Annotated in this window: 21 protein-coding genes; 7 read left to right on the plus strand and 14 right to left on the minus strand. The window is 42.2% G+C overall.

The window, feature by feature from the left end:
* The first annotated feature begins 900 nt into the window (after positions 1-900).
* Genes AXF23_RS13605 through AXF23_RS13615 form a run of 3 tightly spaced genes read left to right on the plus strand, consistent with a single transcriptional unit; the run spans position 901 to position 4,622 of the window.
* Positions 901-2,292, plus strand: coding sequence for an amino acid ABC transporter substrate-binding protein (locus AXF23_RS13605; protein WP_107625906.1), 1,392 nt, complete (start codon positions 901-903; stop codon positions 2,290-2,292).
* 26 nt (positions 2,293-2,318) lie between these two features.
* Positions 2,319-3,068: a porin family protein gene (locus AXF23_RS13610; RefSeq protein ID WP_107625677.1), complete on the plus strand. Its 750-nt coding sequence runs from the start codon at positions 2,319-2,321 to the stop codon at positions 3,066-3,068.
* A gap of 24 nt (positions 3,069-3,092) precedes the next feature.
* On the plus strand, positions 3,093-4,622 hold the full coding sequence (locus tag AXF23_RS13615; RefSeq protein WP_107625678.1) for a peptide MFS transporter: 1,530 nt from the start codon (positions 3,093-3,095) through the stop codon (positions 4,620-4,622).
* Positions 4,623-5,120: 498 nt separating this feature from the next.
* Here AXF23_RS13615 and uvrA read toward each other — a convergent pair whose 3' ends face one another.
* Positions 5,121-7,994 carry an excinuclease ABC subunit UvrA gene (gene uvrA / locus AXF23_RS13620; RefSeq protein ID WP_107625679.1) on the minus strand — a complete coding sequence of 958 codons (2,874 nt, stop codon included), beginning with the start codon at positions 7,992-7,994 and terminating at the stop codon, positions 5,121-5,123.
* Between the two features lie 152 nt (positions 7,995-8,146).
* On the opposite strand from uvrA, the gene AXF23_RS13625 reads away from it, so the two are divergent.
* Entirely contained in the window at positions 8,147-8,551 is a 405-nt protein-coding gene (locus AXF23_RS13625) for a hypothetical protein (protein ID WP_107625680.1), read from the plus strand.
* A 64-nt stretch (positions 8,552-8,615) separates the two neighbouring features.
* On the opposite strand, the gene AXF23_RS13630 is transcribed toward AXF23_RS13625, so the two are convergent.
* From AXF23_RS13630 to AXF23_RS13650, 5 genes are all read right to left on the minus strand, one after another.
* Positions 8,616-9,281: a hypothetical protein gene (locus AXF23_RS13630; protein ID WP_107625681.1), complete on the minus strand. Its 666-nt coding sequence runs from the start codon at positions 9,279-9,281 to the stop codon at positions 8,616-8,618.
* A 113-nt stretch (positions 9,282-9,394) separates the two neighbouring features.
* Positions 9,395-9,772 (minus strand): YccF domain-containing protein, encoded by a 378-nt coding sequence (locus AXF23_RS13635; RefSeq protein WP_107625682.1) that lies wholly within the window; start codon positions 9,770-9,772, stop codon positions 9,395-9,397.
* A gap of 253 nt (positions 9,773-10,025) precedes the next feature.
* Complete coding sequence (locus AXF23_RS13640) at positions 10,026-10,535, minus strand: nitroreductase family protein (RefSeq protein ID WP_107625683.1); 510 nt, start codon at positions 10,533-10,535, stop codon at positions 10,026-10,028.
* An 82-nt stretch (positions 10,536-10,617) separates the two neighbouring features.
* Positions 10,618-11,655 (minus strand): DHH family phosphoesterase, encoded by a 1,038-nt coding sequence (locus tag AXF23_RS13645; protein ID WP_107625684.1) that lies wholly within the window; start codon positions 11,653-11,655, stop codon positions 10,618-10,620.
* A 160-nt stretch (positions 11,656-11,815) separates the two neighbouring features.
* Entirely contained in the window at positions 11,816-12,727 is a 912-nt protein-coding gene (locus AXF23_RS13650; RefSeq protein WP_089366130.1) for a glycosyltransferase family protein, read from the minus strand.
* A 138-nt stretch (positions 12,728-12,865) separates the two neighbouring features.
* Between AXF23_RS13650 and AXF23_RS16000 the strand changes: the two genes are divergently transcribed.
* Complete coding sequence (locus AXF23_RS16000) at positions 12,866-13,051, plus strand: hypothetical protein (protein WP_158267699.1); 186 nt, start codon at positions 12,866-12,868, stop codon at positions 13,049-13,051.
* A 670-nt stretch (positions 13,052-13,721) separates the two neighbouring features.
* Here the strand turns inward: AXF23_RS16000 and AXF23_RS13660 are convergent.
* From AXF23_RS13660 to AXF23_RS13680, 4 genes are all read right to left on the minus strand, one after another.
* Entirely contained in the window at positions 13,722-14,177 is a 456-nt protein-coding gene (locus AXF23_RS13660) for an HU family DNA-binding protein (RefSeq protein ID WP_107625686.1), read from the minus strand.
* 479 nt (positions 14,178-14,656) lie between these two features.
* Entirely contained in the window at positions 14,657-16,210 is a 1,554-nt protein-coding gene (locus tag AXF23_RS13665; RefSeq protein WP_107625907.1) for a hypothetical protein, read from the minus strand.
* A 43-nt stretch (positions 16,211-16,253) separates the two neighbouring features.
* Entirely contained in the window at positions 16,254-16,457 is a 204-nt protein-coding gene (locus tag AXF23_RS13670; protein ID WP_107625687.1) for a hypothetical protein, read from the minus strand.
* A 633-nt stretch (positions 16,458-17,090) separates the two neighbouring features.
* Positions 17,091-17,798: a DNA alkylation repair protein gene (locus tag AXF23_RS13680; protein ID WP_107625689.1), complete on the minus strand. Its 708-nt coding sequence runs from the start codon at positions 17,796-17,798 to the stop codon at positions 17,091-17,093.
* A 219-nt stretch (positions 17,799-18,017) separates the two neighbouring features.
* Here AXF23_RS13680 and AXF23_RS13685 point away from each other — a divergent pair, with 219 nt between their 5' ends.
* The gene (locus tag AXF23_RS13685; RefSeq protein WP_107625690.1) at positions 18,018-18,287 is read left to right on the plus strand and encodes a co-chaperone GroES; all 270 of its coding nucleotides are present in this window, start codon (positions 18,018-18,020) and stop codon (positions 18,285-18,287) included.
* 101 nt (positions 18,288-18,388) lie between these two features.
* Positions 18,389-20,014: a chaperonin GroEL gene (gene groL / locus AXF23_RS13690; protein ID WP_107625691.1), complete on the plus strand. Its 1,626-nt coding sequence runs from the start codon at positions 18,389-18,391 to the stop codon at positions 20,012-20,014.
* Positions 20,015-20,127: 113 nt separating this feature from the next.
* On the opposite strand, the gene AXF23_RS13695 is transcribed toward groL, so the two are convergent.
* From AXF23_RS13695 to AXF23_RS13710, 4 genes are all read right to left on the minus strand, one after another.
* On the minus strand, positions 20,128-20,532 hold the full coding sequence (locus AXF23_RS13695) for a PqqD family protein (RefSeq protein ID WP_107625692.1): 405 nt from the start codon (positions 20,530-20,532) through the stop codon (positions 20,128-20,130).
* A gap of 42 nt (positions 20,533-20,574) precedes the next feature.
* Positions 20,575-21,060 (minus strand): S24/S26 family peptidase, encoded by a 486-nt coding sequence (locus AXF23_RS13700; protein WP_107625693.1) that lies wholly within the window; start codon positions 21,058-21,060, stop codon positions 20,575-20,577.
* Between the two features lie 75 nt (positions 21,061-21,135).
* Complete coding sequence (locus AXF23_RS13705; RefSeq protein WP_107625694.1) at positions 21,136-22,023, minus strand: hypothetical protein; 888 nt, start codon at positions 22,021-22,023, stop codon at positions 21,136-21,138.
* Positions 22,010-22,510 carry a hypothetical protein gene (locus AXF23_RS13710; protein ID WP_107625695.1) on the minus strand — a complete coding sequence of 167 codons (501 nt, stop codon included), beginning with the start codon at positions 22,508-22,510 and terminating at the stop codon, positions 22,010-22,012. Before AXF23_RS13710 ends, AXF23_RS13705 begins: the two co-directional genes overlap by 14 nt.
* Positions 22,511-22,527: the final 17 nt, after the last annotated feature.

The raw sequence follows: 22,527 nt of genomic DNA on the forward strand, positions 1-22,527 counted from the left end.
TCCTAAATTAATCATTCCCCGTCAGCTCAAAATTCCTTGGTGGTTTGTCAATATCTTTCGCTCCCCTTAAAGCTACTACATGCTTTTCATGCTCATAGAAGAGGCCTAACTGCGTTCAAGAACATGCTCTTCTTGCCTATTGAAGACGCCCTTCTTGAAGCAAGAAAGGCCCCTTCTTCGACGCTGTTTGTAATATGCTGATTTGTTGAATGTTATAAACTTGTATTTTAAGGAAAGGTTAGTCTTATGTTGAGGATATTTAGTTTACCTTTGTGTAAGGATTTTTTCTGTCCTTGTTGACCTTTTCTAACTATTGAAGGCTAATTGAAATCCCCCTGTAGAAGATGCTGATAGAAGGAGAAGGGGAGTTTGTTCTCACAGAATATCATAGTCTTTGCGTACAAATGGGATGCAGTTTAAGATTATAAGGAATGGTCAAGGCGTCACGGCAGAAGTAGGATGAGCCCTCCTCTTTGAACTTTTTGCTTTTTGTCTTCTTATTAAGCATGAATGAAGAAAAGTTGCTATAACAGCTCAATTCACTCAAATTAGTTTTCCTGTCATATCTGTCATAGATTCTAAGATGTTAACTTGTTGGTTTACAGCAAAGTTTCATGAAATGTTAAATATGACAGCAACTTAAAATAGAACTATTCTTGTAAGATATGTAATCGTTTCTCTCTGGTGAGTGAGTCATTATCTTTCTATAACTCGGAAGAACCTAAGATAACATCGAACAATAGATTACTAAAAAATTATACAAGAACGTTATTATGTGCACAAATAAATTATCTGCTATTAACGTTTTTGTGTTTTTTATCATTCTACATCTTTTGATTACAGATTTCTTTTGTATATTTGCAGTTGTAATTAAATCTTTTTGAAACCAACAGTATGTTTATGAGAAAGTATTTGAAATATCTTTTGTTATTCTTTGCAATGACTTTTAGTTATAGCATATTGGCACAAAGTGTCCAATGGCACGACCAACATAAAGTTAAACGCAAGGAGACTATATTCGGAATAGCCAAGGAGTATGGTGTTACCATCCCACAACTTATAGAAGCAAACCCTTCGATGAAGCAAGCAGGATACGAACTGAAGAAGGGCGACCTAATCTTTGTTCCTTATTCAAAGGAGGGAGATTTCCAAGCTGACGGGTCTATAAAAGGTAAGGTAGACAAGAAGGCTGCGGCAAAGGCTGCCACTAATCAGGTTGCTGCGAAGGCTGTGAATGCTATTCGTGTTGGTGTTATGCTACCCTTGCATAACCAAGATGGAGATGGTAAACGTATGGTTGAATACTATCGTGGTATCTTGTTGGCTCTTAACCAGTTGAAGAGTGAGGGAATTACGACTGATGTTCATGCATGGAACGTACCAAAGGGTGCTGACATCCGAACTACATTGTTGGAGCCAAACGCTTCTAAGTTGGATGTTATCTTTGGTCCTCTTTATTCAGAGCAGGTAAAGCCTTTGGCTGATTTCTGTCGTACGTATGATATAAAACTCGTCATTCCATTCTCAATAACGGCGACTGACGTGGAGACGAATCCAAATGTTTTCCAGGTTTATCAAACTGACGCTTCATTAACGAATAAGGCCATAGCCGCTTTCTTAGAGCGTTTTCAGAAAACACACCATCCTATCTTTGTTAATTGCAAGGACGCAACAAGTCAGGTGGGCGACTTCACAACAACTTTGAGAAGACAGCTCGATTTACAGAAGATTAAGTATAATCTTACGAGTTCAAAGTCATCAGATGCAGATTTCTCAAAGCACTTTGAGTCAACTCGTCCAAATGTTGTAGTTATCAATTCAGAGAAGAGTCCACAGTTGAATGAGGTCTTTGCGAAATTAAATCAGTTGAAGAAGGCACGTCCTGGTGTGGCTATCAGCTTGTTTGGATACAATCAGTGGTTTGTCTATCAAGATTATGATCTTGACCAGTTCTTCAAGTATAACACTTATATCCCATCTACCTATTACTATAATAAGGCAGCAGATAAAACAAAGGAGTTGGAGGCAAAATATACAGAACAGTATGGCGAGCCGATGTCAAAGCAGTTTATTCCACGTATGGCAATAACAGGTTACGACCAAGCACAGTTCTTTGTTCGTGGTTTGAAAGCACATGGAAAGGATTTCAAGGGTTCTGCTGCCGAGGTTAAGTATCGTCCGTTACAGACTCGTTACGACTTTGTTCGTGTAGGACAGGGTGGGTATATCAATGATAACTTCCAACTGGTTCACTTTAAGACAGACCAGACAATGGAGAATCTTGTCTATTAATCTGAAGAAGAGTATCTTATCCCGAGATGAAGAAAATAAGCTCAAGAATATTAGCTGTTATCCTATTTGCGCTGCCGCTGACTGCAGCAGCGCAGATAGGAGACCATCGTGACGACCTCGCCATTGGTGTTAATGGTGGTTATGTCCTCTCTAATGTGGGCTTCACTCCGAGTGTAAGACAATCCATGCACGGTGGGTTAACGGGCGGACTGAGTGTGCGTTATGTGTGCGAGAAGTATTTTAATACTATCTGTTCTATCTATGGTGAAGTCAATTACGCTTCAGTAGGATGGAAGGAGAAGATACTGACGGGTACTGATCAGCCTGTTATCAACTCTAACGGGGCCGCTGAAGAGTATTCACGCACTGTAAACTATATTCAGATTCCAGTTTTTGCTCATCTTGCATGGGGACGTGAACAAAACGGTTTTAACTTCTTCTTCCAAGCAGGACCACAGTTAGGAATCTATTTGGGAGAGTCGACATCAAAGAACTATGACACCCCAAATCTTGCTACTGATGGTACTGGGCGGAGTAATACGGTAATTGCACAGGAGGCAATGCCTGTAGAAAAGAAGTTAGACTACGGTATTGTAGCTGGTTTAGGAATGGAGTATAGCAATCGGCAAGTAGGACATTTCTTGCTGGAAGCCCGCTATTACTATGGTTTGGGCAATATTTATGGAAGCTCAAAGAAAGACTTTTTCGGCAAATCTAATTACGGCAATATTGTTGTTAAGGCTACTTACCTTTTTGACATTGTAAGAACAAAGTAATAATTAACCTATAATTTTATCATTATGTTTGAGAACCAACCTAAAGCACTGTACGCATTGGCATTAGCCAATACCGGTGAGCGTTTCGGCTATTACACCATGATAGCCGTATTCACTTTATTCTTAAGAGCCAATTTCGGGTTATCTAGTGGTACCGCTGGCTTGATTTATGGTGTTTTCCTTGCCTTAGTTTATTTCTTACCATTGATAGGTGGTATTATGGCCGACAAGTTTGGCTATGGAAAGATGGTGACTATTGGTATTATCGTCATGTTTGCGGGCTATTTATTCTTGTCTATCCCATTGGGTGGAGGAGTAATGGGCTATGCAGCAATGTTTAGTGCTTTACTACTTGTTAGTCTTGGAACAGGTTTGTTCAAGGGTAACCTACAGGTGATGGTGGGTAATCTTTATGATGCACCAGAGCTGTCAACAAAGCGCGATTCAGGTTTCTCTATCTTCTACATGGCTATCAACATTGGTGCTCTCTTTGCTCCTACAGCAGCTGTGAAAATTAGGGATTGGGCTGAAGTGTCACTTGGCTATTCTGGTAATGACGCCTATCATTTCTCTTTTGCAGTTGCTTGTGTGTCATTGATTATCTCAATGATTATCTATTATGCCTTCCGTAGCACCTTTAAGCATGTAGAGGCTGGAGCAGGTCAGACCAAGAAAACTGATACAGCTGTTGCTGGAGAAGAACTCACACCACAGCAGACAAAGGAACGTATCGTTGCTCTTTGTCTTGTTTTTGCTGTTGTTATCTTCTTCTGGATGTCGTTCCATCAGAATGGTCTTACCTTGAATTACTTTGCTGATGAGTTTGTTAGTCCAAAGGCAGAGGGTGTTCAGACAATGGCATTTGATGTAATCAACCTTGTGATGATTATCTTCATGGTTTACAGTCTTATGTCATTCTTCCAGAGCAAGACCTCTAAGGCTAAGCTGATTTCTACTGTTGTATTCCTTGCAGCCGTAGGAGTATTGGTTTATAAGTATCATAACATCGGTGGTCCTGTTGATGTTAGTGCTCCTATCTTCCAGCAGTTTAACCCATTCTATGTAGTAGCTTTGACTCCTGTCAGTATGGCAATCTTTGGTGCTTTAGCAGCTAAAGGTAAGGAACCAAAGGCTCCTCGTAAGATAGCTTACGGTATGATTATCGCTGGTTGTGCTTATCTGCTTATGGTTTTGGCATCACGTGGTTTGCTAACTCCTAACGCGCAGGCTGCAGCAAAGGCTGCAGGCGAGACTGTTCCATTTGCTTCTGGTAACTGGTTGATTGGCACCTATCTCATTCTTACATTCGGTGAGCTGTTGCTGAGTCCTATGGGTATCAGCTTCGTTAGTAAGGTTGCACCTCCAAAGTACAAGGGTGCGATGATGGGTGGATGGTTTGTTGCTACAGCCATCGGTAACCTGCTTGTTAGTGTCGGCGGATACTTGTGGAATGACATACCTCTGACAATTGTATGGTCTGTCTTTATTGTACTTTGTCTCCTCTCCGCTGGTTTCATGTTCTTGATGATGAAGCGTTTGGAGAAGGTTGCATAGTAGAATACAAGAATGAACGTATGACTACCATAAACAGGTCTTTTGATATTGTTTTCTGGTAGTTCCATATAATGATATAAGAAAGGCTGAGCTCAATGGATGAGTTCAGCCTTTTTATTTGTCTACTTACAATACCGACGTTTGGTGGAATAGTCATAATGAGTCTCTATTATCTATGTTATTGTTATCAGATAGCGTATAGAATCCGGCTATCTGCTTATAGCAGATTAGAGGACGTACGCATGTGGCAGATAACAGCGTTATGGTAATAGCTTTCAAAGCGGTCGACGCTTCTCCTAAAGAGGGTTGACCCTTTTGCTCAAAAAGGTCAACCTTTTTCTTCAAAAGGGTTGACCTTTTTAAAAATCAGTCGACTGTCTTAAAAGATTCAGTCGACTGATTTATGTTGCAGTGTGTCTTAATACCACCAAGAAACGCCTGTGAAGGGAGGTGTTATCAATCTGTTGTGATAGGATTAATGCTTATCAAGGCGTGAATTTATAATTTTTCTTTCAAATACTTACCTGTCAGACTCTCCTTGCAGCGAGCCACCTCTTCTGGTGTTGCTGCTATTACGAGGTTTCCGCCCTTATCACCTCCATCAGGACCAAGGTCGATGACATGGTCGGCACACTTGATGACATCAAGGTTATGTTCGATGACTAATATCGTATGTCCACGTTCGATAAGCGCATTGAAAGCATGGAGTAGCCGATCGATATCATGGAAGTGCAGACCCGTTGTTGGCTCATCAAAGATAAAGAGAGTTGGGTCTTGCTGTTCCTGTCCGATGAAGTAGGCGAGTTTCACACGTTGGTTCTCACCGCCAGAGAGGGTAGAAGAACTTTGTCCGAGTTTGATGTAGCCTAATCCCACATCTTCCAATGGTTTTAGTTTGTTGACAATCGCTTTGCGTTTGTGCTCACTGAAGAATTGAATAGCCTCAGACACAGTCATGTTCAAGACGTCGTTGATATTCTTGCCTTGGAACTGTACGTCGAGAATCTCACGCTTAAAACGCTGACCATGACACTCCTCACACTCCAAGACGAGATCTGCCATAAACTGCATCTCTACCGTAATGACACCCGCACCCTTACATTCTTCGCAGCGACCACCCTCAGTATTAAATGAGAAATACTGTGGTGTGTAGCCCATCTGCTTTGATAACTGCTGGTCAGCAAATAGCTTTCTGATTTCGTCGTATGCCTTCACGTAAGTCGCGGGATTGGAGCGTGTACTCTTACCGATAGGGTTCTGGTCTACAAACTCCACATGTTTAATCTGTTTCCAGTCACCTCCAAGAGAAGAATATTCGCCAGGTATGTCAGCAACCTCGTCTAAATGACGTTTGAGGGCAGGGTAGAGAATACCTTTTACAAGGGAAGACTTTCCGCTACCACTGACTCCTGTCACCACAGTAAAGACGTTCAGCGGAAACTTAACATCTACTCCTTTGAGATTATTCATGCGAGCGCCCTTCAGTTCTATGGCCATATTCCATGGTCGACGACTCTTTGGAACTTCGATAACCTCCGCTCCCGTCAGATATTTAATGGTGTATGAACGAGGATACTTCTCAAGGAGTTGCTTTGACTCGGCATTGTTTTTATCATTGATGTCTCCCTTTATTCGTTTGATGTCAGATACTTTACCTTCAAATACAATCTCTCCACCCAGTCGTCCAGCATCTGGTCCAACGTCAATCAGGTAATCAGCAGCACGCATAATCTCCTCGTCATGCTCTACGACAACCACTGTGTTGCCTAATGCTTGAAGTTCCTTGAGTACGTGGATAAGTCGATCAGTGTCACGACTATGCAAACCAATGGAAGGTTCGTCAAGTATATAGAGTGAGCCAACGAGTGAAGAACCAAGGGAGGTTGTGAGGTTGATGCGCTGACTTTCACCACCACTCAGTGTGTTTGATTGGCGGTTGAGGGTGAGATAGCCCAATCCTACATCCAAAAGGAACTGCAAACGACTTGTAATCTCGGTCATTAGTCGCTTACTGACCTCTTGCTCATGCTCAGTTAGTTTCAGTTTGTCGAACCATTGTTTGAGGTTGATAATAGACATATCAACGAGGTCGGTGATAGCCATACCCCCAATCTTCACCCATGTAGCTTCCTTCTTTAGCTTTGTGCCATGGCAGTCAGGACAAACAGTCTTACCACGATATCGGCTGAGCATGACACGGTATTGAATCTTGTATTGGTTCTCCTTTACCATTTGGAAGAAGGTGTCAATACAGATACGGTCGTGGATGTCTTTCTTTCTTTCGCTTGGCAGACCCTTCCAAAGACTTTCCTTCTCATCCTTTGTTAGTTCAAAATAAGGCTTGAAGATAGGAAAGTTGTCTTTTGCTGCACGTCTACAGAACTCATCTTTCCATGTTGCCATCTTCTCACCATGCCAACACTGAACGCAACCATCATAGACAGATAGAGAAGAGTCTGGGATAACTAATTTCTCGTCTATACCGATGACGCGACCAAAACCCTCACAAGTAGGACAGGCTCCGAGGGGAGAATTAAACGAAAACATGTTGTCGTTCGGTTCTTCAAAGCGTATGCCGTCTGCTTCAAAGCGTGTGGAGAAATCGTAAGTAAGCTTGGCTGGCAGAATCATTAACTGCATATTGCCATCGCCTTCATAGAAAGCTGTCTCACAAGAATCGGTGAGTCGGGTCAGTGTGTCTTTAGAACTGTCAACGGATAGACGGTCGATGACAAGATAGATACTTTTTGTCTTATCCTTAGTTGTCGCTTTGTTGTTGTCGTCAGCAGGGTTCTGTTCCAGCCAATCTTCTATACGGATAAAGTCGTTATCTACATAGATACGTGCATAACCTTCCTGCATCTCCATTTCAAGTTGGTTCTGTACGCTTCGTCCTTCGACGATGTGGAGTGGGGCAAGAATACAGAACTTGGTCCCCTCTGAGTAGGACATCACTTTTTCTATGACATCTTCTACAGAGTGATGTTTCACTTCTTCGCCAGAGATAGGGCTGAATGTTCTACCTATTCGGGCATAGAGAAGACGGAGATATTCGTATATCTCGGTAGAAGTACCTACTGTTGAACGTGGATTACGGGATATAACCTTTTGCTCAATGGCTATGGCAGGGGGGAGTCCTTTGATGAAATCGACCTCAGGTTTAGACATTCTACCTAAAAACTGACGGGCATAAGCAGAAAGACTCTCTACATATCGGCGTTGTCCTTCAGCATAAAGCGTATCAAAAGCAAGTGATGACTTACCTGAACCAGATACACCTGTGATGGCGACAAATTGTCCCTGAGGGATATTTACGTCTATATTCTTTAGGTTGTTAACCTTGGCTCCTTTTACCTCAATATACTTATTCATATTGCTCAACTTTATTCTATATTTACTCTTATAGACCCTTAAAAGAGATTTAAAGGGCTAATCGGAATATGCAAAATTACAAAAAAACTTTGGTTCTTTCTGATATTTACTTTATATTTGCAGCGATATTATATATTTAAAAGAACACAATTATGAGAGTTAAAAAGTTATTGGTTATTGCTTTGATGGCTTTCCCAATGATGGGTATGGCACAAAGCTCATACGAGCAGAAGAGTGATTCTGCTAACACGACACAGTTTGAGAACAAGCAGAATAGCGCTGCTTACCAGCAATGGTTGAGCCAGTATGAAGAGTGTGGTCGTCAGATTAATACTATATCTGAGCAGTATCAACGCGAGGTAGAGAAACGTGGCTATCCTAAGAAGAAGACTGTTAAGGCTAAGATAGCACTTGTTAATCAGTATATCGGTCTGTTGCAGCAGCAGCGTGATTCTCCTGAACTGAATCAGGGAGTCGACCTTGACAAGGTGAATAGTAAGATTACTATGTGGCAGGAGCAACTTGCTGGTTTGACTGCTTTGTTGAAGAAGATTTAAAGAAGATTCTATCGTAATAAGTAAGAGCTGTAACCGCATTAGCAGTTACAGCTCTTTTTGGGTATTATTGCTCTTCACCATCCGTGTTAAGCAGAATTTCCTTGTTTCCTTTCTTTGCTTCGAAATAAGGTGGTTCGTCCCTCAATGATATACTATCATAGATGAAAGGTGCAATGATAGTATCTTTACCATCAGGGAGTATCAAACCAAGTTTACCGTCTAACTGGGCTATGAGTGGCATAGTACGTAAGTCGTCGACATATACATAACAAGTACGAAGGAACTCATACTTTGGTTCAACGAGTATACGTCCTCTATGGTCAAGGATACCAAACTTTCCTTTTCGTTCGATAACCTCGTGATACTGAATGTATATCTCACGTATGAGGTTCAGATACTTCACCATCTTTCGCTTATCGTTAACCAATGTAACGAGGTATTCGAAGGTGTCAGAGTAGTTGGCCATCGCACGGGCTAAGACAATCTTCATGTCTAACCCTTTGATAGCTTTGCGGTTCAAATCGATGTATCGAGCGATAGCAGCCTCCCTTTCCTTCATAGGAAGGTCTTTCAGATGCTCTTCAAAACGTAACATCTGTTGCTTGCTGCCGTGCATAGCTTTGATATATCTGTGTATCTGTCGCCCCATTTCGATGCACACGAAATGGCGAATCTGCTGTTCCTCTATCGGGTCAGCGTATTCTTGGTTGAAATTGTCTTGCGTAATCATGGGCTTTTTCTCCTTTGTTTTTGCCAAAGATACTGACTTTTAATAGTTCTACCAAGGATTTAAAAGAATTTAATTCAAATGATGATAAAATGTCTTTATTTCTTGTCTTTGGATTAAAGGTGAAGTTCAACGTCCTTGCCGAATGGCGCAAGTGATAGTCCGGCCATTTTGAAGTGTTGCTTTGCAAAAGGAATACCTATAATCGTAATGGCAAGGAGGATACCAAAGAGAATATGGGTCAAACATGCCCATAAGCCGCCAAAGATAATCCAGATGATATTGAGTGGAATGGTGATACAGCCCGAAAGACTTTCTCCGTTTCTCACTTCTGCCCCAAAGGGCCAAAGACACAAGAGTCCGAGCTTGAACGTTTGAATTGCTGCTGGTATGCCGATAATGGTAATGGCAAGTGCTAAACTACCTGTAAAATAACCGATAGCAGCCTCTAATCCGCCGAATATCCACCAAATGATGTTTCCAAGAATACGCATAATTGATTGTTGAATAATGATGTTTATAAGCAGATGACTCCTCTGCTTGAATATTATAAGGTAAGTTTTGAATCTAATTCTTACAATATCTTATTGTTTACGCTGACCTCTTCTTACGTGGTGAGGTCCTTCTGTATATTGTTTGAAGATAAAGGAAAAAGATTCTCGATGAGTGTTACATTATATTTATAAGACGACTAATGACCAAGCGCTACGAGTAATATTCACCAACCGACAAAGGTTGTTATGAAGATTATATGATGTCTGTAATTTCCTCTAATGTCTTACGCTTTTTCTCATTCGTTGGACAGTCATCTGCTATGTGACCGACGGGAATGATGGCAACAGGCTCAAAACCTGTATATGGAAAGGTCTCTTTCAGTTTGACTACATTAAAGTTACATACCCAACAACTACCTAAGCCCCGCTCTGTTGCAGCCAAGCAAAGATGTTCAGTAGCAATGGCAACATCAATATCGCCATGCTGCTTGTTGTCTTCTTTGCGTATCCAGTTGCTGTCAACCTCACGCATACAAATAATGTAGAGCGGTGCCGACTTGAACCATTCACGGTCGTAGCATTCTTGTAGTTGCTTGCGTGCTGCTTCAGACTTTACAATGACAAATTTCCATGGTTGTCTGTTGACAGCTGAGGGGGCCATACGTACTGACTCTAAAATATATTGTAAGTCCTCTTCTGATACAGGCTTGTCGCTATATTTACGAACGGAAAAGCGTTTTTGAGATAGTTCTAATATGTTCATAATGTGAAGAATAAAAGCCTTTCAACAGGGAGTAGGCTATGAGATACGATGTTGTTGATGCTTTTTCTATGGAGGATTTTACCTATTGCAATTCCTCCTTATAATATAATATCGCCTTAATGGCAATCTGTTCTGCTTCCTCGATGGTACAATTTAGTCTTCCACCTGATGCGTCAGCGTGACCGCCCCCATTAAAGAACTTTGCTGCCATAGGTTGACAGTGGAAGCCATTGCAAGAACGAAGACTCACGAGTACGGTCTTAGGCTTCTCAGTATCTTCTCGTAATGAGATACTTAGTTTAAGTCCTTTAATCTGCTGTGGAATATTAACAAGTCCCTCCATGTCTCCCTTGATGAAATGGAATTGTGCCATCTCTTCTTTTGTTACGGTATAATAGGATGCGTGCAACTCCTCAATCACCTTCATCTTGTTGAGGATGATGTGTGCACGGAGGCGGAGGGCATTGGTAGAGTAGTTATGGAATACACGGTTATAAATCTCGTCCTTATCAATGTGCTTTGCGAGAAGCTGACCGATAATATAGAATATCTCTGGGCGTGACGAATTATAGGTGAAGCCACCTGTGTCGGTCATCATGCCACAATAAATGCAAGACGCACATTGAGTTGTCATCTTCTTGTAACCATCTAATTGACTAATCAGACGGAAGACAATCTCACATGTACTTGACATTTCTGGATGTGAAACCGTCAATGCGTTGTTTGTCTCAGGTTCTAAGTGGTGGTCGATGAGTAGGCGAGGGGCCTTGGATGAGTCCAATACCTCTTGCATCGTATCTACACGAGAACTCTGGTTGAAGTCAAGACAGCAAACGAGGTCTGCTTCCTTAAATGCTTTCTCTACCTCTTTGGGTCGTCTGTCATAACGGATAATGGAATTATGTCCTGGTAGCCAATGCAGGAAATCGGGTGTGGCATCAGGTAGACACACCTTTATATTAGTCTTGCCAATCTGGTTCAGAAAGTGCATCCATGCCAATGACGAACCTGTTGCGTCACCATCTGGTGACTTGTGAGCACAGATTACTATGTTTGTTGCATTGGAAAGAAGATTGCGAAGTGTTGCAATCTCTTCTTGATTTAGTAGGTTTAATTCCATTACGGCTGTAAGCTTTGGTGTGTTTGAAATTGGTTGGGCTATTATGCTCGATGTGTATAGAGATGTAAGAGATAAAAAAGCCCTGCCTGGATATCCGTCTTACATCTTGAATAATATCAAAGGATGTATGTGGAAATAGTACCCAGGCAGGGGTTATGAATTAGAACAATTTAGCTGGATAGGTGCCATCGTCAACCAGTGACTGAATCTTGTCAACCACGCTCTGACGATCGGCAGCGTAGGTAACGCCAAACCACTTGCTGGTAGTGTCAAGCACCTTCACGGTAGATGTACCATCGTTGATGAGCTTGTTTACCATCAATGGGATGAAATACTCAGACTTCTTGTTCTCCATGTTCTTAGGATCAGAGAGGAACTCCTTGAAGTAAGCCTCGCTGTACTCGAAGTAGTCTGGTGTGAAGCCCCATACATTCATAGATACAGGAGTGTTCTCGCCTACGGCTACCCACTCGCCATTGTCGTCTTTGTACTTGATTTCGCCATCGCGACGCTCAATCTCTGTGCGCTCAACAACAGTTGTCAAGTTTCCTTCAGCATCGGTAGAGCAGATACCACGAGCAACAGTACCATTCTCGCTCAGCGTGTTACCTACGCGGAAACCAACCATTGCATACTTGTCTCTTGCACCTTCTGGGAGGTCAGCAAGGAACTTACCGATAACCTTGAAGCAATCACGGTTGTAGAAGTCATCGCAGTTGATAACGCAGAATGGCTCTTTGATAACATCTTTTGCCATCAATACCGCATGGTTTGTACCCCATGGCTTCTCACGACCTTCAGGTACAGAGAATCCTTCTGGCAGTGCATCAATGCTCTGGAAAACAAGTTCTGCAGGGATATGACCCTCATACTTTGAAAGAACTTGGCTGCGGAACTGCTCCTCGAAATCCTTACGGATAACAAAGACAATCTTACCAAATCCTGCCTGGATAGCATCATAGATAGAATAATCCATAATGGTCTCACCATTAGGGCCTAATTCGTCAAGCTGCTTCAGCCCACCGTAGCGGCTTCCCATACCTGCCGCAAGGAGTAATAATGTAGGTTTCATTTTCTTTATTATTTCGTTAAACTATATTTTATGTTCTGATTGCAAAGGTAAGAAAAATATAGGATAAACTATTATTTTGTATTGTGAATTATGGGGACTCTTCTGATATTTGGGGTGATAAACTAAAGCTCTTATATAATGGCATACAGAACATCTATCAAGCCACTTATATTCTTTTTCTCACAGAACTACACAGACGAACAGATTTCACAAAGGCGCACAGAGACATTAAGTCAACCGATGACACAGAGCCTTTCAGCTAATGTTAAAGGAAGCGGCCCCTCCCCCAACCCCTCCCCCGAAGGGAAGGGGCGTAGTATGTGAGGTTACCCCTATAGGGTTGCTGATAAGAGGATAGAACGAAGCGTACACCCTCTCCATAGGGGTATCTCTGTGATTACGCCCCTTCCCTTCGGGGGAGGGGTTGGGGGAGGGGCCGCTCTCTCTCATGTTCTCCTTTTTTCTCTCACAGAACTACACAGAAGAACAGAAATCACAAAGGCGCACAGAGACATTAAGTCAACCGATATCACAGAACCTTTCAGCTATTGTTGGGTGTTGGGTGTTAATTGTTAGGTGTTGATGATTAGCAATAACGCTCTGTGATATCTGTCGCCGTTTGCCGGCGTTTGTGGGTTCCCCTTGTTAGCAGAAAGGCTTCTGTTCATCTGTGAAAATCTGTGAGAGATAAAATTCCCAACGAGTTTCTTACGTTCTAAAATCTGTGAGAAAAAATCAACGAGCTACCACCAAAAAACTTGCCCCATGACACCAACAATGGCGCCAGGGGCAAGAAACGAAAATTAAATTACCGATGTATCGTCATTGATATCACATCAATGCCTTCCCGCTGGAAACATAATTAAAACTAAATTAATCAATTCAGTATTATTAAAACCGAACTTTTTTCTTTTCTTGAATATTGGCCTTATTAGGCCCATTAGCCTTATTGGCCTTATTAGCCCTATTAGGCCTATTAGGCCAATATCCTTTCCTATCCTTGGCCCGCTACTGGGCCACTTCCTTCTCCATTCTTTTTCTTATCCTCTTTTTTCTTGTCTTTCTCTGCTTCCTCCTTCTTCCTCACCGACTCATAGGAGTTTGCGGCTAACTCTCGCTTCAATTCTCCGCCTGGCGTGAAGACAACACGAGGCTTAATGGTTGCGGTCTTAAAATCTTCTTCTTTTTCGGCTCCTTTGCTCGACAGTGTGACACGCATCGAGCCAAACTCGCCCAACTGAATGCTGAAACCATCACGGAGATAATGGGGCAAGCAATCAATAAAGTTATACAACACGTTCGACACATCACCACGAGTCAAGGACGAACGCCCCGCAATGTCACGTGCAATGTCGTCGAGCGACTTATGCCCAAGGTTAACAGGGTTAGCATAAAACTTCACTTCCTCCCGCTTCTGCGGATTTTTCTTTGGTACTAAACGAATTTTCATGATTCTTTCGACTTTAAATTATTAATACTATTGTTGTTTATCATAGCATAGGGCAGCACGCCTCTGCAGCTTTCTTTGCGCATCTTCATGCTGTCCCATTCTATTTTCTTAGTTTGTTTCCTCCCTTTCATCGTCTCTTCTGTCCCCCTTTCTGCACCCTTCTCCCACTAAATACGTATTCCCTTGCTGCGCAATGCGTATCTACGTGCCGTTAGATGCGGTGAGCGTTGCTGCTGAATGCGGTGAGCGCTACTGTTAGATACGCATCTAACGGCTGCGCAATGCGTATCTACGAGTAGCTAAATACGCATCCGCCAACACGCAGATACGGTGAGCGCAGCGACGGAATACGCATTCAGCAGAAGCTCTGTCCGTTAGGCACTCCCTCCCCTTTGGGGAGGGCCGGGGTGGGGTCTTACGGCGGTTCTTTTGGTGTCGCCTTTTAGAGGGCGACACCTGTAAAGAGGCAATCGCAAGGACTACTGAAACCCGCCGACCCTGTAACCGTAGAGGCGGCTTTGGTACGACACCTTGATGCCACTCCTGGTAAATATCAGGGCGTATGCCAAAGTATTGTTCCACGAGAAAGAACTTGACGACCAATAGTACCCGTTGTAGTCGTAGTTCAGTGTACCATAGCTGTAGAAACCCGAAGCGGGTAGGTAGAAATAATTGCCTGCCTCGGCAGCAGAAGGAAGAGTCTGAGATATAGACCAGCTGCCCATCCGGCCATTTGTTCGCAAATCGCTTCCGTCTACTGCGGTATTAGGGTTGTATCCGCTTATACTCGCCTTCTTCTTAAACCACATGCCACCTTTATATAAGTGACCCATTGTTGTCCATAATTCGTCACCATCCCAACGTGGATCGCCCTTTGCGGCGTACCATGTCATTTCGTTAATGTTTGGAAGATTTGCACATGAATGGGTTGCTTGCAATGGACCATTACCTTCATTACAATAACGAGAATCAGTGTTATTTTTAGGGTAGTTGTTGTTGCTATAACCACTCAACACTGACTGCCATGGATTGGCACTATTCCATTCATGACCTTTCCAATATTGTTCTTGTGCATCCCACATGTAATAATGGTCACCGTCATAATTTTTCACGTCAAGCTGTGCGGTCATGTCGTAGTACGTGTTTGAAACGTAAGCTGTGGCAGGAAGCGTCTTCGTAATAGTACCCTCTACGTTGGTAGCTACGTCTTTTACCCAATAACGTACTTTTAAGATATGAGTTCCTGGCTTAATCACCATGTATGCACCGTTGGTACTTACGCTGGCTGAACTGTTGTTTAGTGGGAAGCCGTTTGGATTGCTACCGCCTTTTGTTGTCAAGACGATTTGTTTGCTGCCTGTACCTGCTGAAGCGTCCAATGCACCTGTTGTCGTATTGATGCTGTATGTTTCGGCAATATCGTTGTCAGAAGTTACCTCCACCTTGGTCAAGTAACAGTTATGCAGAATTGTGTTACTTGTGTAAGGCTGGAAGACAAGGTAAGCTGGCTGATGCTCTAACTGGAAGCTAAAGATGCTGCCGCCGACTGCTCCTGTTGCCGTAGCAGTGCCATAGTCGCCTGCTGTGCCGAAATGCTCGGTGTTGTCTGGTTTAGACTGACTTTGCGTTGCGGAGATTGTTACTTGGCTGCCGTTACTGTTCTTTCCCAAGTAATAAACCTTATAACTTGCACTTGCGCCAAACTTACCAGGAACTCTATAACGGAACGAAGCTACCTTCTGAGTTGGAGCATTGCTACTCTTCTGCAATACGCCATCATCATCCTTAACGTAGATATAATCGCCTGCCTCCCAAGAGAAGTCGCTACTGTTATAATCCAATGATGTGCGAGTATTTGCCTCGTCGCCTGCCACAAAAGTTGTTAAGTTCTTATCGTTATCGCCCTCTTTGTTGGTTGGATTTTGTGCCACATCCTCCTTAGCGCAAGATGCGAAAGTCAAGGCAATGCCGAACACGACAGCCAAAGACTTTAGTTGCGATGCGAATGAATATTGTTTCATTGTTGTCTTCATCATTTATTCGTTTTAATTTGTTCTTTTAGTTAATTACACTCTGTTAGTCTTCCCATGAGGTTGAGTTTTCATCTTCGAACTCTTCCTCATCCCATTGACTTGCCTTAGCAGCAGCTGGACCAGTAGCATGGTTTGCCTTTTTGTGCTGGCCAGGCATGGATGCGTCCATCAGATTAGTGGTTTCGTTTACGTAAACTATTTCACACTCCGGTGCAGAATAGTTCTTCTTTTGTTTCTTTTTATCCATTGTCTTATTGATTAAAAAATAGTTATTATTTCGTGCTTAAATTCTTCTTATTTCGTTTACGTAGGGACACAAAAAAGCGAACAAAGGAAACTCCGAAAAGTCCTTTGTTTACAGGGGTTGCACGGCACGCCTCGCGCGCGTATGCGAGAAGAAAAAAGTGGGGAGGTTAGGCCTGGCCTATATGAGAGAGAGAGAGTACAAAATTATTTGGAACTACCAAATAATTTCCGATATTTTTTTCATCTTTCTTCGTTAAAGAATCTAATACAACACAAAGCGTGTCTGCGCCTTTATTTCCTAATAAAGTGCAAACATTTGCTGAATTAATATTCTTTATGACTCTCATCGTTATTACGAGTTAATTTTATTTTAACTGGGCGCAAAGGTAGTGAGAATATATGAAACAAACAAGGAATTAGCTAAAAAATATAAAAACATTTATCTTTCCTTGCGCTACGTATTACCTTATATAATAGCAAACATCTTTGCAGAAGGCTTTAATTATGAGGGTTAAGTCCCTTTGCCTCTTCGCCTTTTCACCTTTAACTTAAAACGACAATTCGTCTTTTTACGTCCTTCTGTCTTTGACACTCTGGACTAAAGTTTTGAAGGTGGGCGAAAGAGAAAAGAGGGTCAGCCACGTTTCATAAGTATAGAACGCTCTGTGGGTGAGAACTTCTCAATGGCATAACGTAGCATGGTGCGGGGCATGTCTGCTCGATGGCTCATGACGTAATCATAAAGTCGCTCAGAATCACGCTTCCCAGCTTCGCGAAGCATCCAACCAATAGCTTTGTGCATGAGGTCGTGTGGGTGCTGCATCATTAGGTCGCTCAGCGCATAGGTGTCTTCTAATTGTCCTTTACGAATGAATGCGTATGTTGATACGATGGCGATACGATTGTCCCATAGTAGTGGACTGTGGGCTAATTGATAAAGAATGTCACGTGATTTGTCGAGTAGGTATTCTCCTACAATGAAGCGGCAAGATAGATCAACAAGGTCCCAGTTGTTAATTCTATCGGTTTGAGAAAGGTAGAGATCAAATAGCTGTTGACGTAAAGCCTCGTCTTTTTTCTTGCTTTTCTCTACCATAATAAGCAAAGCACAGAGGCGTACCTCATGCCATTCTGATTGCATTAGTTCTCGTATTTCGTTCAAGGAAATGTTCTTGTACTGCTTGGCAATAGCTCTGATATTGGGAACAGTAACACCTAAGAAACGGTCGCCTTCACCATATTCTCCTTTGCCAGCCTTAAAGAACTTCGGGAAAATCTCTCGTTTCTCATCGTCAGACAGAGCTTGAAGTTCGCTTGTAATAATCTTAGTAATCTTTTCCATCGTAAATCTTTGATAGTTCTTACCATATTCTTTTTCAATTGCAAAGATAAGACTTTATTTTATTTCTTGGCTTATATGACAAGAAGAACTGACAGGTTGTCAGATAATATTCGTGAAGATGTCAGTACGTCCTTTTGGCATACTTTTCGTATAAAGTAAGGCGAAACGATTTTTAGGAGTCGTAGAGTAATGATAAACAAAATCTTAAAATATACGATTATGACAATTAAACCTTTAGCGGACAGAGTGCTTGTACTCCCAGCACAGGCAGAAGAGAAAGTTGGTGGTATTATAATTCCAGACACAGCCAAGGAGAAACCACAGCGTGGTAAGGTTGTAGCTGTTGGTAATGGTACCAAGGATGAAGAGATGGTTCTCAAAGTTGGCGACGAGGTACTCTATGGTAAGTATGCTGGTACAGAGCTTGAGAATGAAGGAGAGAAATATCTGATAATGCGTCAGAGTGATGTATTAGCAGTTGTTGAATAAATAGCCTTTGCTTATTAAAGAATGTAATACTATTAACTTATATATATAAGGTGAACGATAAGCAAAGCATAACTAAACAATAATAATAAGGAATAAACAAAATGGCAAAAGAGATAAAATTCAATTCAGACGCACGTGAACTCTTGAAGAGTGGTGTTGATCAGTTGGCAAATGCAGTGAAGGTAACACTCGGTCCTAAGGGTCGTAATGTTGTTATCGGTAAGAAGTTTGGTGCTCCACAGATTACTAAGGACGGTGTTACCGTGGCTAAGGAGGTAGAGCTTGAGGATAACTTTGAGAATGCAGGTGCACAGCTTGTTAAGAGTGTAGCAAGTAAGACTGGTGACGATGCAGGTGACGGTACAACAACAGCAACTATCCTTACTCAGGCAATTGTCACTGAAGGATTGAAGAATGTTACAGCAGGTGCAAACCCAATGGACCTCAAACGTGGTATTGATAAGGCCGTTGCTAAGGTGGTTGACCATATCAAAGCAACAGCAGAGGTAGTTGGTGACAACTATGACAAGATAGAGCAGGTAGCTACTGTAAGTGCTAACAACGACCCAGAAATTGGTAAGTTGCTTGCAGATGCTATGCGTAAGGTATCTAAGGATGGCGTTATCACTATCGAAGAGAGCAAGACCCGTGAGACAAGCATTGGCGTTGTTGAGGGTATGCAGTTCGATCGTGGTTACCTCTCTGGTTATTTCGTAACAGATACAGACAAGATGGAGTGTGATATGGAGAACCCATATATCCTCATCTACGACAAGAAGATTTCAAATGTTAAGGACTTCCTTCCAATCCTCCAGCCAGCTGCAGAGAGTGGTCGTCCATTGTTGGTCATTGCAGAGGATGTTGACTCTGAGGCATTGACAACATTGGTTGTAAACCGTCTTCGTGCAGGCTTGAAGATTTGTGCTGTTAAGGCTCCAGGCTTTGGCGACCGTCGCAAAGCAATGCTTGAGGATATCGCTGTGTTGACCGGTGGTGTAGTAATCAGCGAGGAGAAGGGCCTTTCTTTGGATAAGGCAACTCTTGAGATGTTAGGTACAGCTAAGAAGGTTACCATTTCTAAGGACAATACAACAATCGTTGATGGTGCCGGTGAGAAGGAAGCAATCAAGGACCGTGTGGCTCAAATTAAGAACGAGATTGCAGCTTCAACAAGCTCATACGATAAGGAGAAGTTGCAGGAGCGCTTGGCTAAGCTCTCTGGTGGTGTAGCTGTTCTCTATGTTGGTGCTAACTCTGAGGTAGAGATGAAGGAGAAGAAGGATCGTGTTGACGATGCTCTTTGCGCTACTCGTGCTGCAATGGAAGAGGGTGTAGTTGTTGGTGGTGGTACCACATACATCCGTGCTCAAGAGGTATTGAAAGACCTTAAGGGTGAGAATGCTGACGAGCAGACAGGTATCAATATTGTTTGTCGTGCTATTGAGGAGCCTCTCCGTCAGATTATCGCTAATGCAGGTGGTGAAGGTGCTGTTGTAGTAAACAATGTTCGTGAGGGTAAGGGTGACTATGGTTACAATGCTCGCAAGGATGTTTACGAGGATCTTCGTGCTGCCGGTGTTATCGACCCAGCTAAGGTATCTCGTGTTGCACTTGAGAATGCTGCTTCAATCGCAGGTATGTTCTTGACAACTGAATGTCTTATTGTAGACAAGGTTGAGGATACTCCAGCAATGCCAGCAGCTCCTGGAATGGGCGGTATGATGTAATGTAAGTTTTAGATATTAAATAAAAAAGAGGGTGGTGACACCCTCTTTTTTTATGCTCTATCTGAAAGCGAACGGTTTTATTACGTCCTTAATCCTATATTTCTCAATCTTTTTTATCCAAAAAGACGCTTGAAGAAACTTTTCTTCTTAGGTTTACTCTCTTGCTTAAGTACATCTTCTTTAATAGCGTCTTTCGTTTCAGCAGTAAGTTCTTTTTCGTTGGTTGACTGGTCTTCAGGAATGTCATCACCCTCAATGATACCAGCAGTGCCCCATTGTGCAGCAAGTGCTATCGCATCCTTACGGGCCGTTGTCTCGTCGATTTCATATTGATTACAGATGAGTTCAACGAGATTATCCACTGTAAAAGTGCCCATTTTTTGCACCTCTTCCCACAGGTATGCAGAACTCTCGTTCATTGAAATGATATTACTAAAGTCGATGTTCTCATCTCCTTCAGCAACGATGATATGCTCTCCGCATACTTCACGGAGGTTGAAACCATTTTTTACTTTCATTCTTGTTGATAATTTATTTTGTTATCTTTCGTTTTATATCGGTCAAATTGTACCGAAGATAGGAATCCATATTCGTCTATATGCACCTAAGAGATATCTCCGTAGCGGTAGGAGTCGTGTCCATATATAGCTATATGTTCTCCATTTCCATGCGTCGGTAGCATCCATTTCTTTTCTTCCTTTGCGATAGAAACCAATGACGGCACCTACGATATTTTCTTTTTTGCAATGCTCGACACCAAGGTTTCCATCGCCTCGTAAGGTCACGTTGTCTCCTTCTATACTATCAATGCGATGTAAGACAAAGTGAAGAGGATTTACTTCAGCCAAGACTGGGTCGCCAACTTTGATACTTGAAGGTTTCACCAATAACGCTTTGTCACGATCGTTCTCAAGGAAAGGACGCATAGAATAGCCTCGAAGGCGTAATGTAACCGTATGGCCTTCATTTAATATCTTTACAACTTCTGGTAGAAACTCTGCATTAGCAAACTGAATCTCAGAAGTAGTTAGTACAGTCTTTGACATAAGTCTTATCTATTGTTACTGTTTGATAGTAAGCTGGGACATAAAAGTAGTGGTAGTCATTCTTTGACGTAAGCCTTACCTTTTTGTTACCGTTTGATAGCAGACCTCTGCTGCTTCCTGATTTGGTAAACAGTGCAATGTGAAAACCCTTCCTGTTTCAACTATCTTTGTAATTGTATCGCAAACTCCATTATAGATATCTGAGTCCCATTTCATACTTGAACAAGAGGGTAGGAGTGAAGCAAAGGCCGCAATAGGATTAGGTTTCTCTACAGAGTTTATCTTTGCACGATCAATTCGTGTGATGGCTCCTAAGTGTGCCTTGACATTTCGATAGCATGGAGTCTTTCCACTCCAAGGACTACCATATATCCACGTCTCACCATTAATAATTCTAACAATGGGGTTATCGTCATTCATAAGGTCGCTGCCAGGAATATAGCGTAGCCACATACTAACCTGTGTAGACTTACCTGTTCCGCTCTTAGCTATAAAAGCATACCCATAGTTGTTGTTACGAACGAGGGAAGCATGAATCAACAATGTCTTCTTATGTGCACCAGCAAAAGCAAAGATAAGCATTAAGGCATTGTTCAGTCCAAATGTACGCATGTTCTTATTACCATTGAGTGCACAACGGCAATCAGAGAAATCCTTATTGCTCTGTAGAAGACAGCAGTCAGCACCATTAATGTCTTTGATAATATACTGATAACTACCATCATCAACACGGTCGACAACAGTGTCACCGTTTCCTGTATCAAAGGCACGAATACGTTGTCTTCTATCTTTTGGGATAGGACGAAGCGTATCGTCAACAGTCAGTCGGAAAAAGACATCCTCCGATACTTCCTTAATCCTAAAAGGTTCAAAAGAACTTAGTAAGTGCATTCCATTGACACCCGTCTCACGGAAGATAATCTGTATATCAAAGTCAGCTATTCTAAAGTTATTTATTTCCATTCTCTTGTGTTTGGGCTTCCTTTGATTGAACTGCAGGTGTCGTATTCACTTGAGGAGTTACGTTTGGAGTATAGTTATCTGGTGTTACAGCCTTATATCTGAACTCAGAGTCAGAAATCAACTTAACATCAAACTTCTTCTTACCCTTTTCGTATTTATTCTTTAAGGCTGTGAACTTCTTCATAGCCTTACTTTCATTTTCTGCATACATCGTTACGCAGGTTGGAAAGTTTAGCAAGCCAGTACTCTGAAGGTAATAACGAAGCTGATAGGAGTAGTCTTCACGATTAGCAAGGAAATTCGTGCGGTCGTTGGCAAGGTAAGCATCTATCTTCTGTACGTTGGTCATGTAGACCGTTGAATCATTAAAAGAAGCTGCGAAGCCAAACATATAGACTTTTGCAGGTTTATATCCTTTTGCATTACTACTATTTACCCATCCCAGTAGGAGTACTACCGCTATGATTAATACCTGACGTACTTTCATCTTAATTTATAAATATA

The organism is Prevotella sp. oral taxon 313 (assembly GCF_003043935.1).
In the GTDB taxonomy this organism is placed as follows: domain Bacteria; phylum Bacteroidota; class Bacteroidia; order Bacteroidales; family Bacteroidaceae; genus Prevotella; species Prevotella jejuni.

Coding starts and splice junctions, on each gene's coding strand:
- AXF23_RS16000 (WP_158267699.1), top strand. CDS start 12,866: ATGGCATACAGAACATCTATCAAGCCACTTATATTCTTTTTCTCACAG.
- AXF23_RS13670 (WP_107625687.1), bottom strand. CDS start 16,457: ATGGATAAAAAGAAACAAAAGAAGAACTATTCTGCACCGGAGTGTGAA.
- uvrA (WP_107625679.1), bottom strand. CDS start 7,994: ATGAATAAGTATATTGAGGTAAAAGGAGCCAAGGTTAACAACCTAAAG.
- AXF23_RS13695 (WP_107625692.1), bottom strand. CDS start 20,532: ATGAAAGTAAAAAATGGTTTCAACCTCCGTGAAGTATGCGGAGAGCAT.
- AXF23_RS13700 (WP_107625693.1), bottom strand. CDS start 21,060: ATGTCAAAGACTGTACTAACTACTTCTGAGATTCAGTTTGCTAATGCA.
- AXF23_RS13645 (WP_107625684.1), bottom strand. CDS start 11,655: ATGGAATTAAACCTACTAAATCAAGAAGAGATTGCAACACTTCGCAAT.
- AXF23_RS13665 (WP_107625907.1), bottom strand. CDS start 16,210: ATGAAGACAACAATGAAACAATATTCATTCGCATCGCAACTAAAGTCT.
- AXF23_RS13685 (WP_107625690.1), top strand. CDS start 18,018: ATGACAATTAAACCTTTAGCGGACAGAGTGCTTGTACTCCCAGCACAG.
- AXF23_RS13680 (WP_107625689.1), bottom strand. CDS start 17,798: ATGGAAAAGATTACTAAGATTATTACAAGCGAACTTCAAGCTCTGTCT.
- groL (WP_107625691.1), top strand. CDS start 18,389: ATGGCAAAAGAGATAAAATTCAATTCAGACGCACGTGAACTCTTGAAG.
- AXF23_RS13610 (WP_107625677.1), top strand. CDS start 2,319: ATGAAGAAAATAAGCTCAAGAATATTAGCTGTTATCCTATTTGCGCTG.
- AXF23_RS13710 (WP_107625695.1), bottom strand. CDS start 22,510: ATGAAAGTACGTCAGGTATTAATCATAGCGGTAGTACTCCTACTGGGA.
- AXF23_RS13605 (WP_107625906.1), top strand. CDS start 901: ATGAGAAAGTATTTGAAATATCTTTTGTTATTCTTTGCAATGACTTTT.
- AXF23_RS13660 (WP_107625686.1), bottom strand. CDS start 14,177: ATGAAAATTCGTTTAGTACCAAAGAAAAATCCGCAGAAGCGGGAGGAA.
- AXF23_RS13705 (WP_107625694.1), bottom strand. CDS start 22,023: ATGGAAATAAATAACTTTAGAATAGCTGACTTTGATATACAGATTATC.
- AXF23_RS13650 (WP_089366130.1), bottom strand. CDS start 12,727: ATGAAACCTACATTATTACTCCTTGCGGCAGGTATGGGAAGCCGCTAC.
- AXF23_RS13640 (WP_107625683.1), bottom strand. CDS start 10,535: ATGAACATATTAGAACTATCTCAAAAACGCTTTTCCGTTCGTAAATAT.
- AXF23_RS13630 (WP_107625681.1), bottom strand. CDS start 9,281: ATGATTACGCAAGACAATTTCAACCAAGAATACGCTGACCCGATAGAG.
- AXF23_RS13635 (WP_107625682.1), bottom strand. CDS start 9,772: ATGCGTATTCTTGGAAACATCATTTGGTGGATATTCGGCGGATTAGAG.
- AXF23_RS13625 (WP_107625680.1), top strand. CDS start 8,147: ATGAGAGTTAAAAAGTTATTGGTTATTGCTTTGATGGCTTTCCCAATG.
- AXF23_RS13615 (WP_107625678.1), top strand. CDS start 3,093: ATGTTTGAGAACCAACCTAAAGCACTGTACGCATTGGCATTAGCCAAT.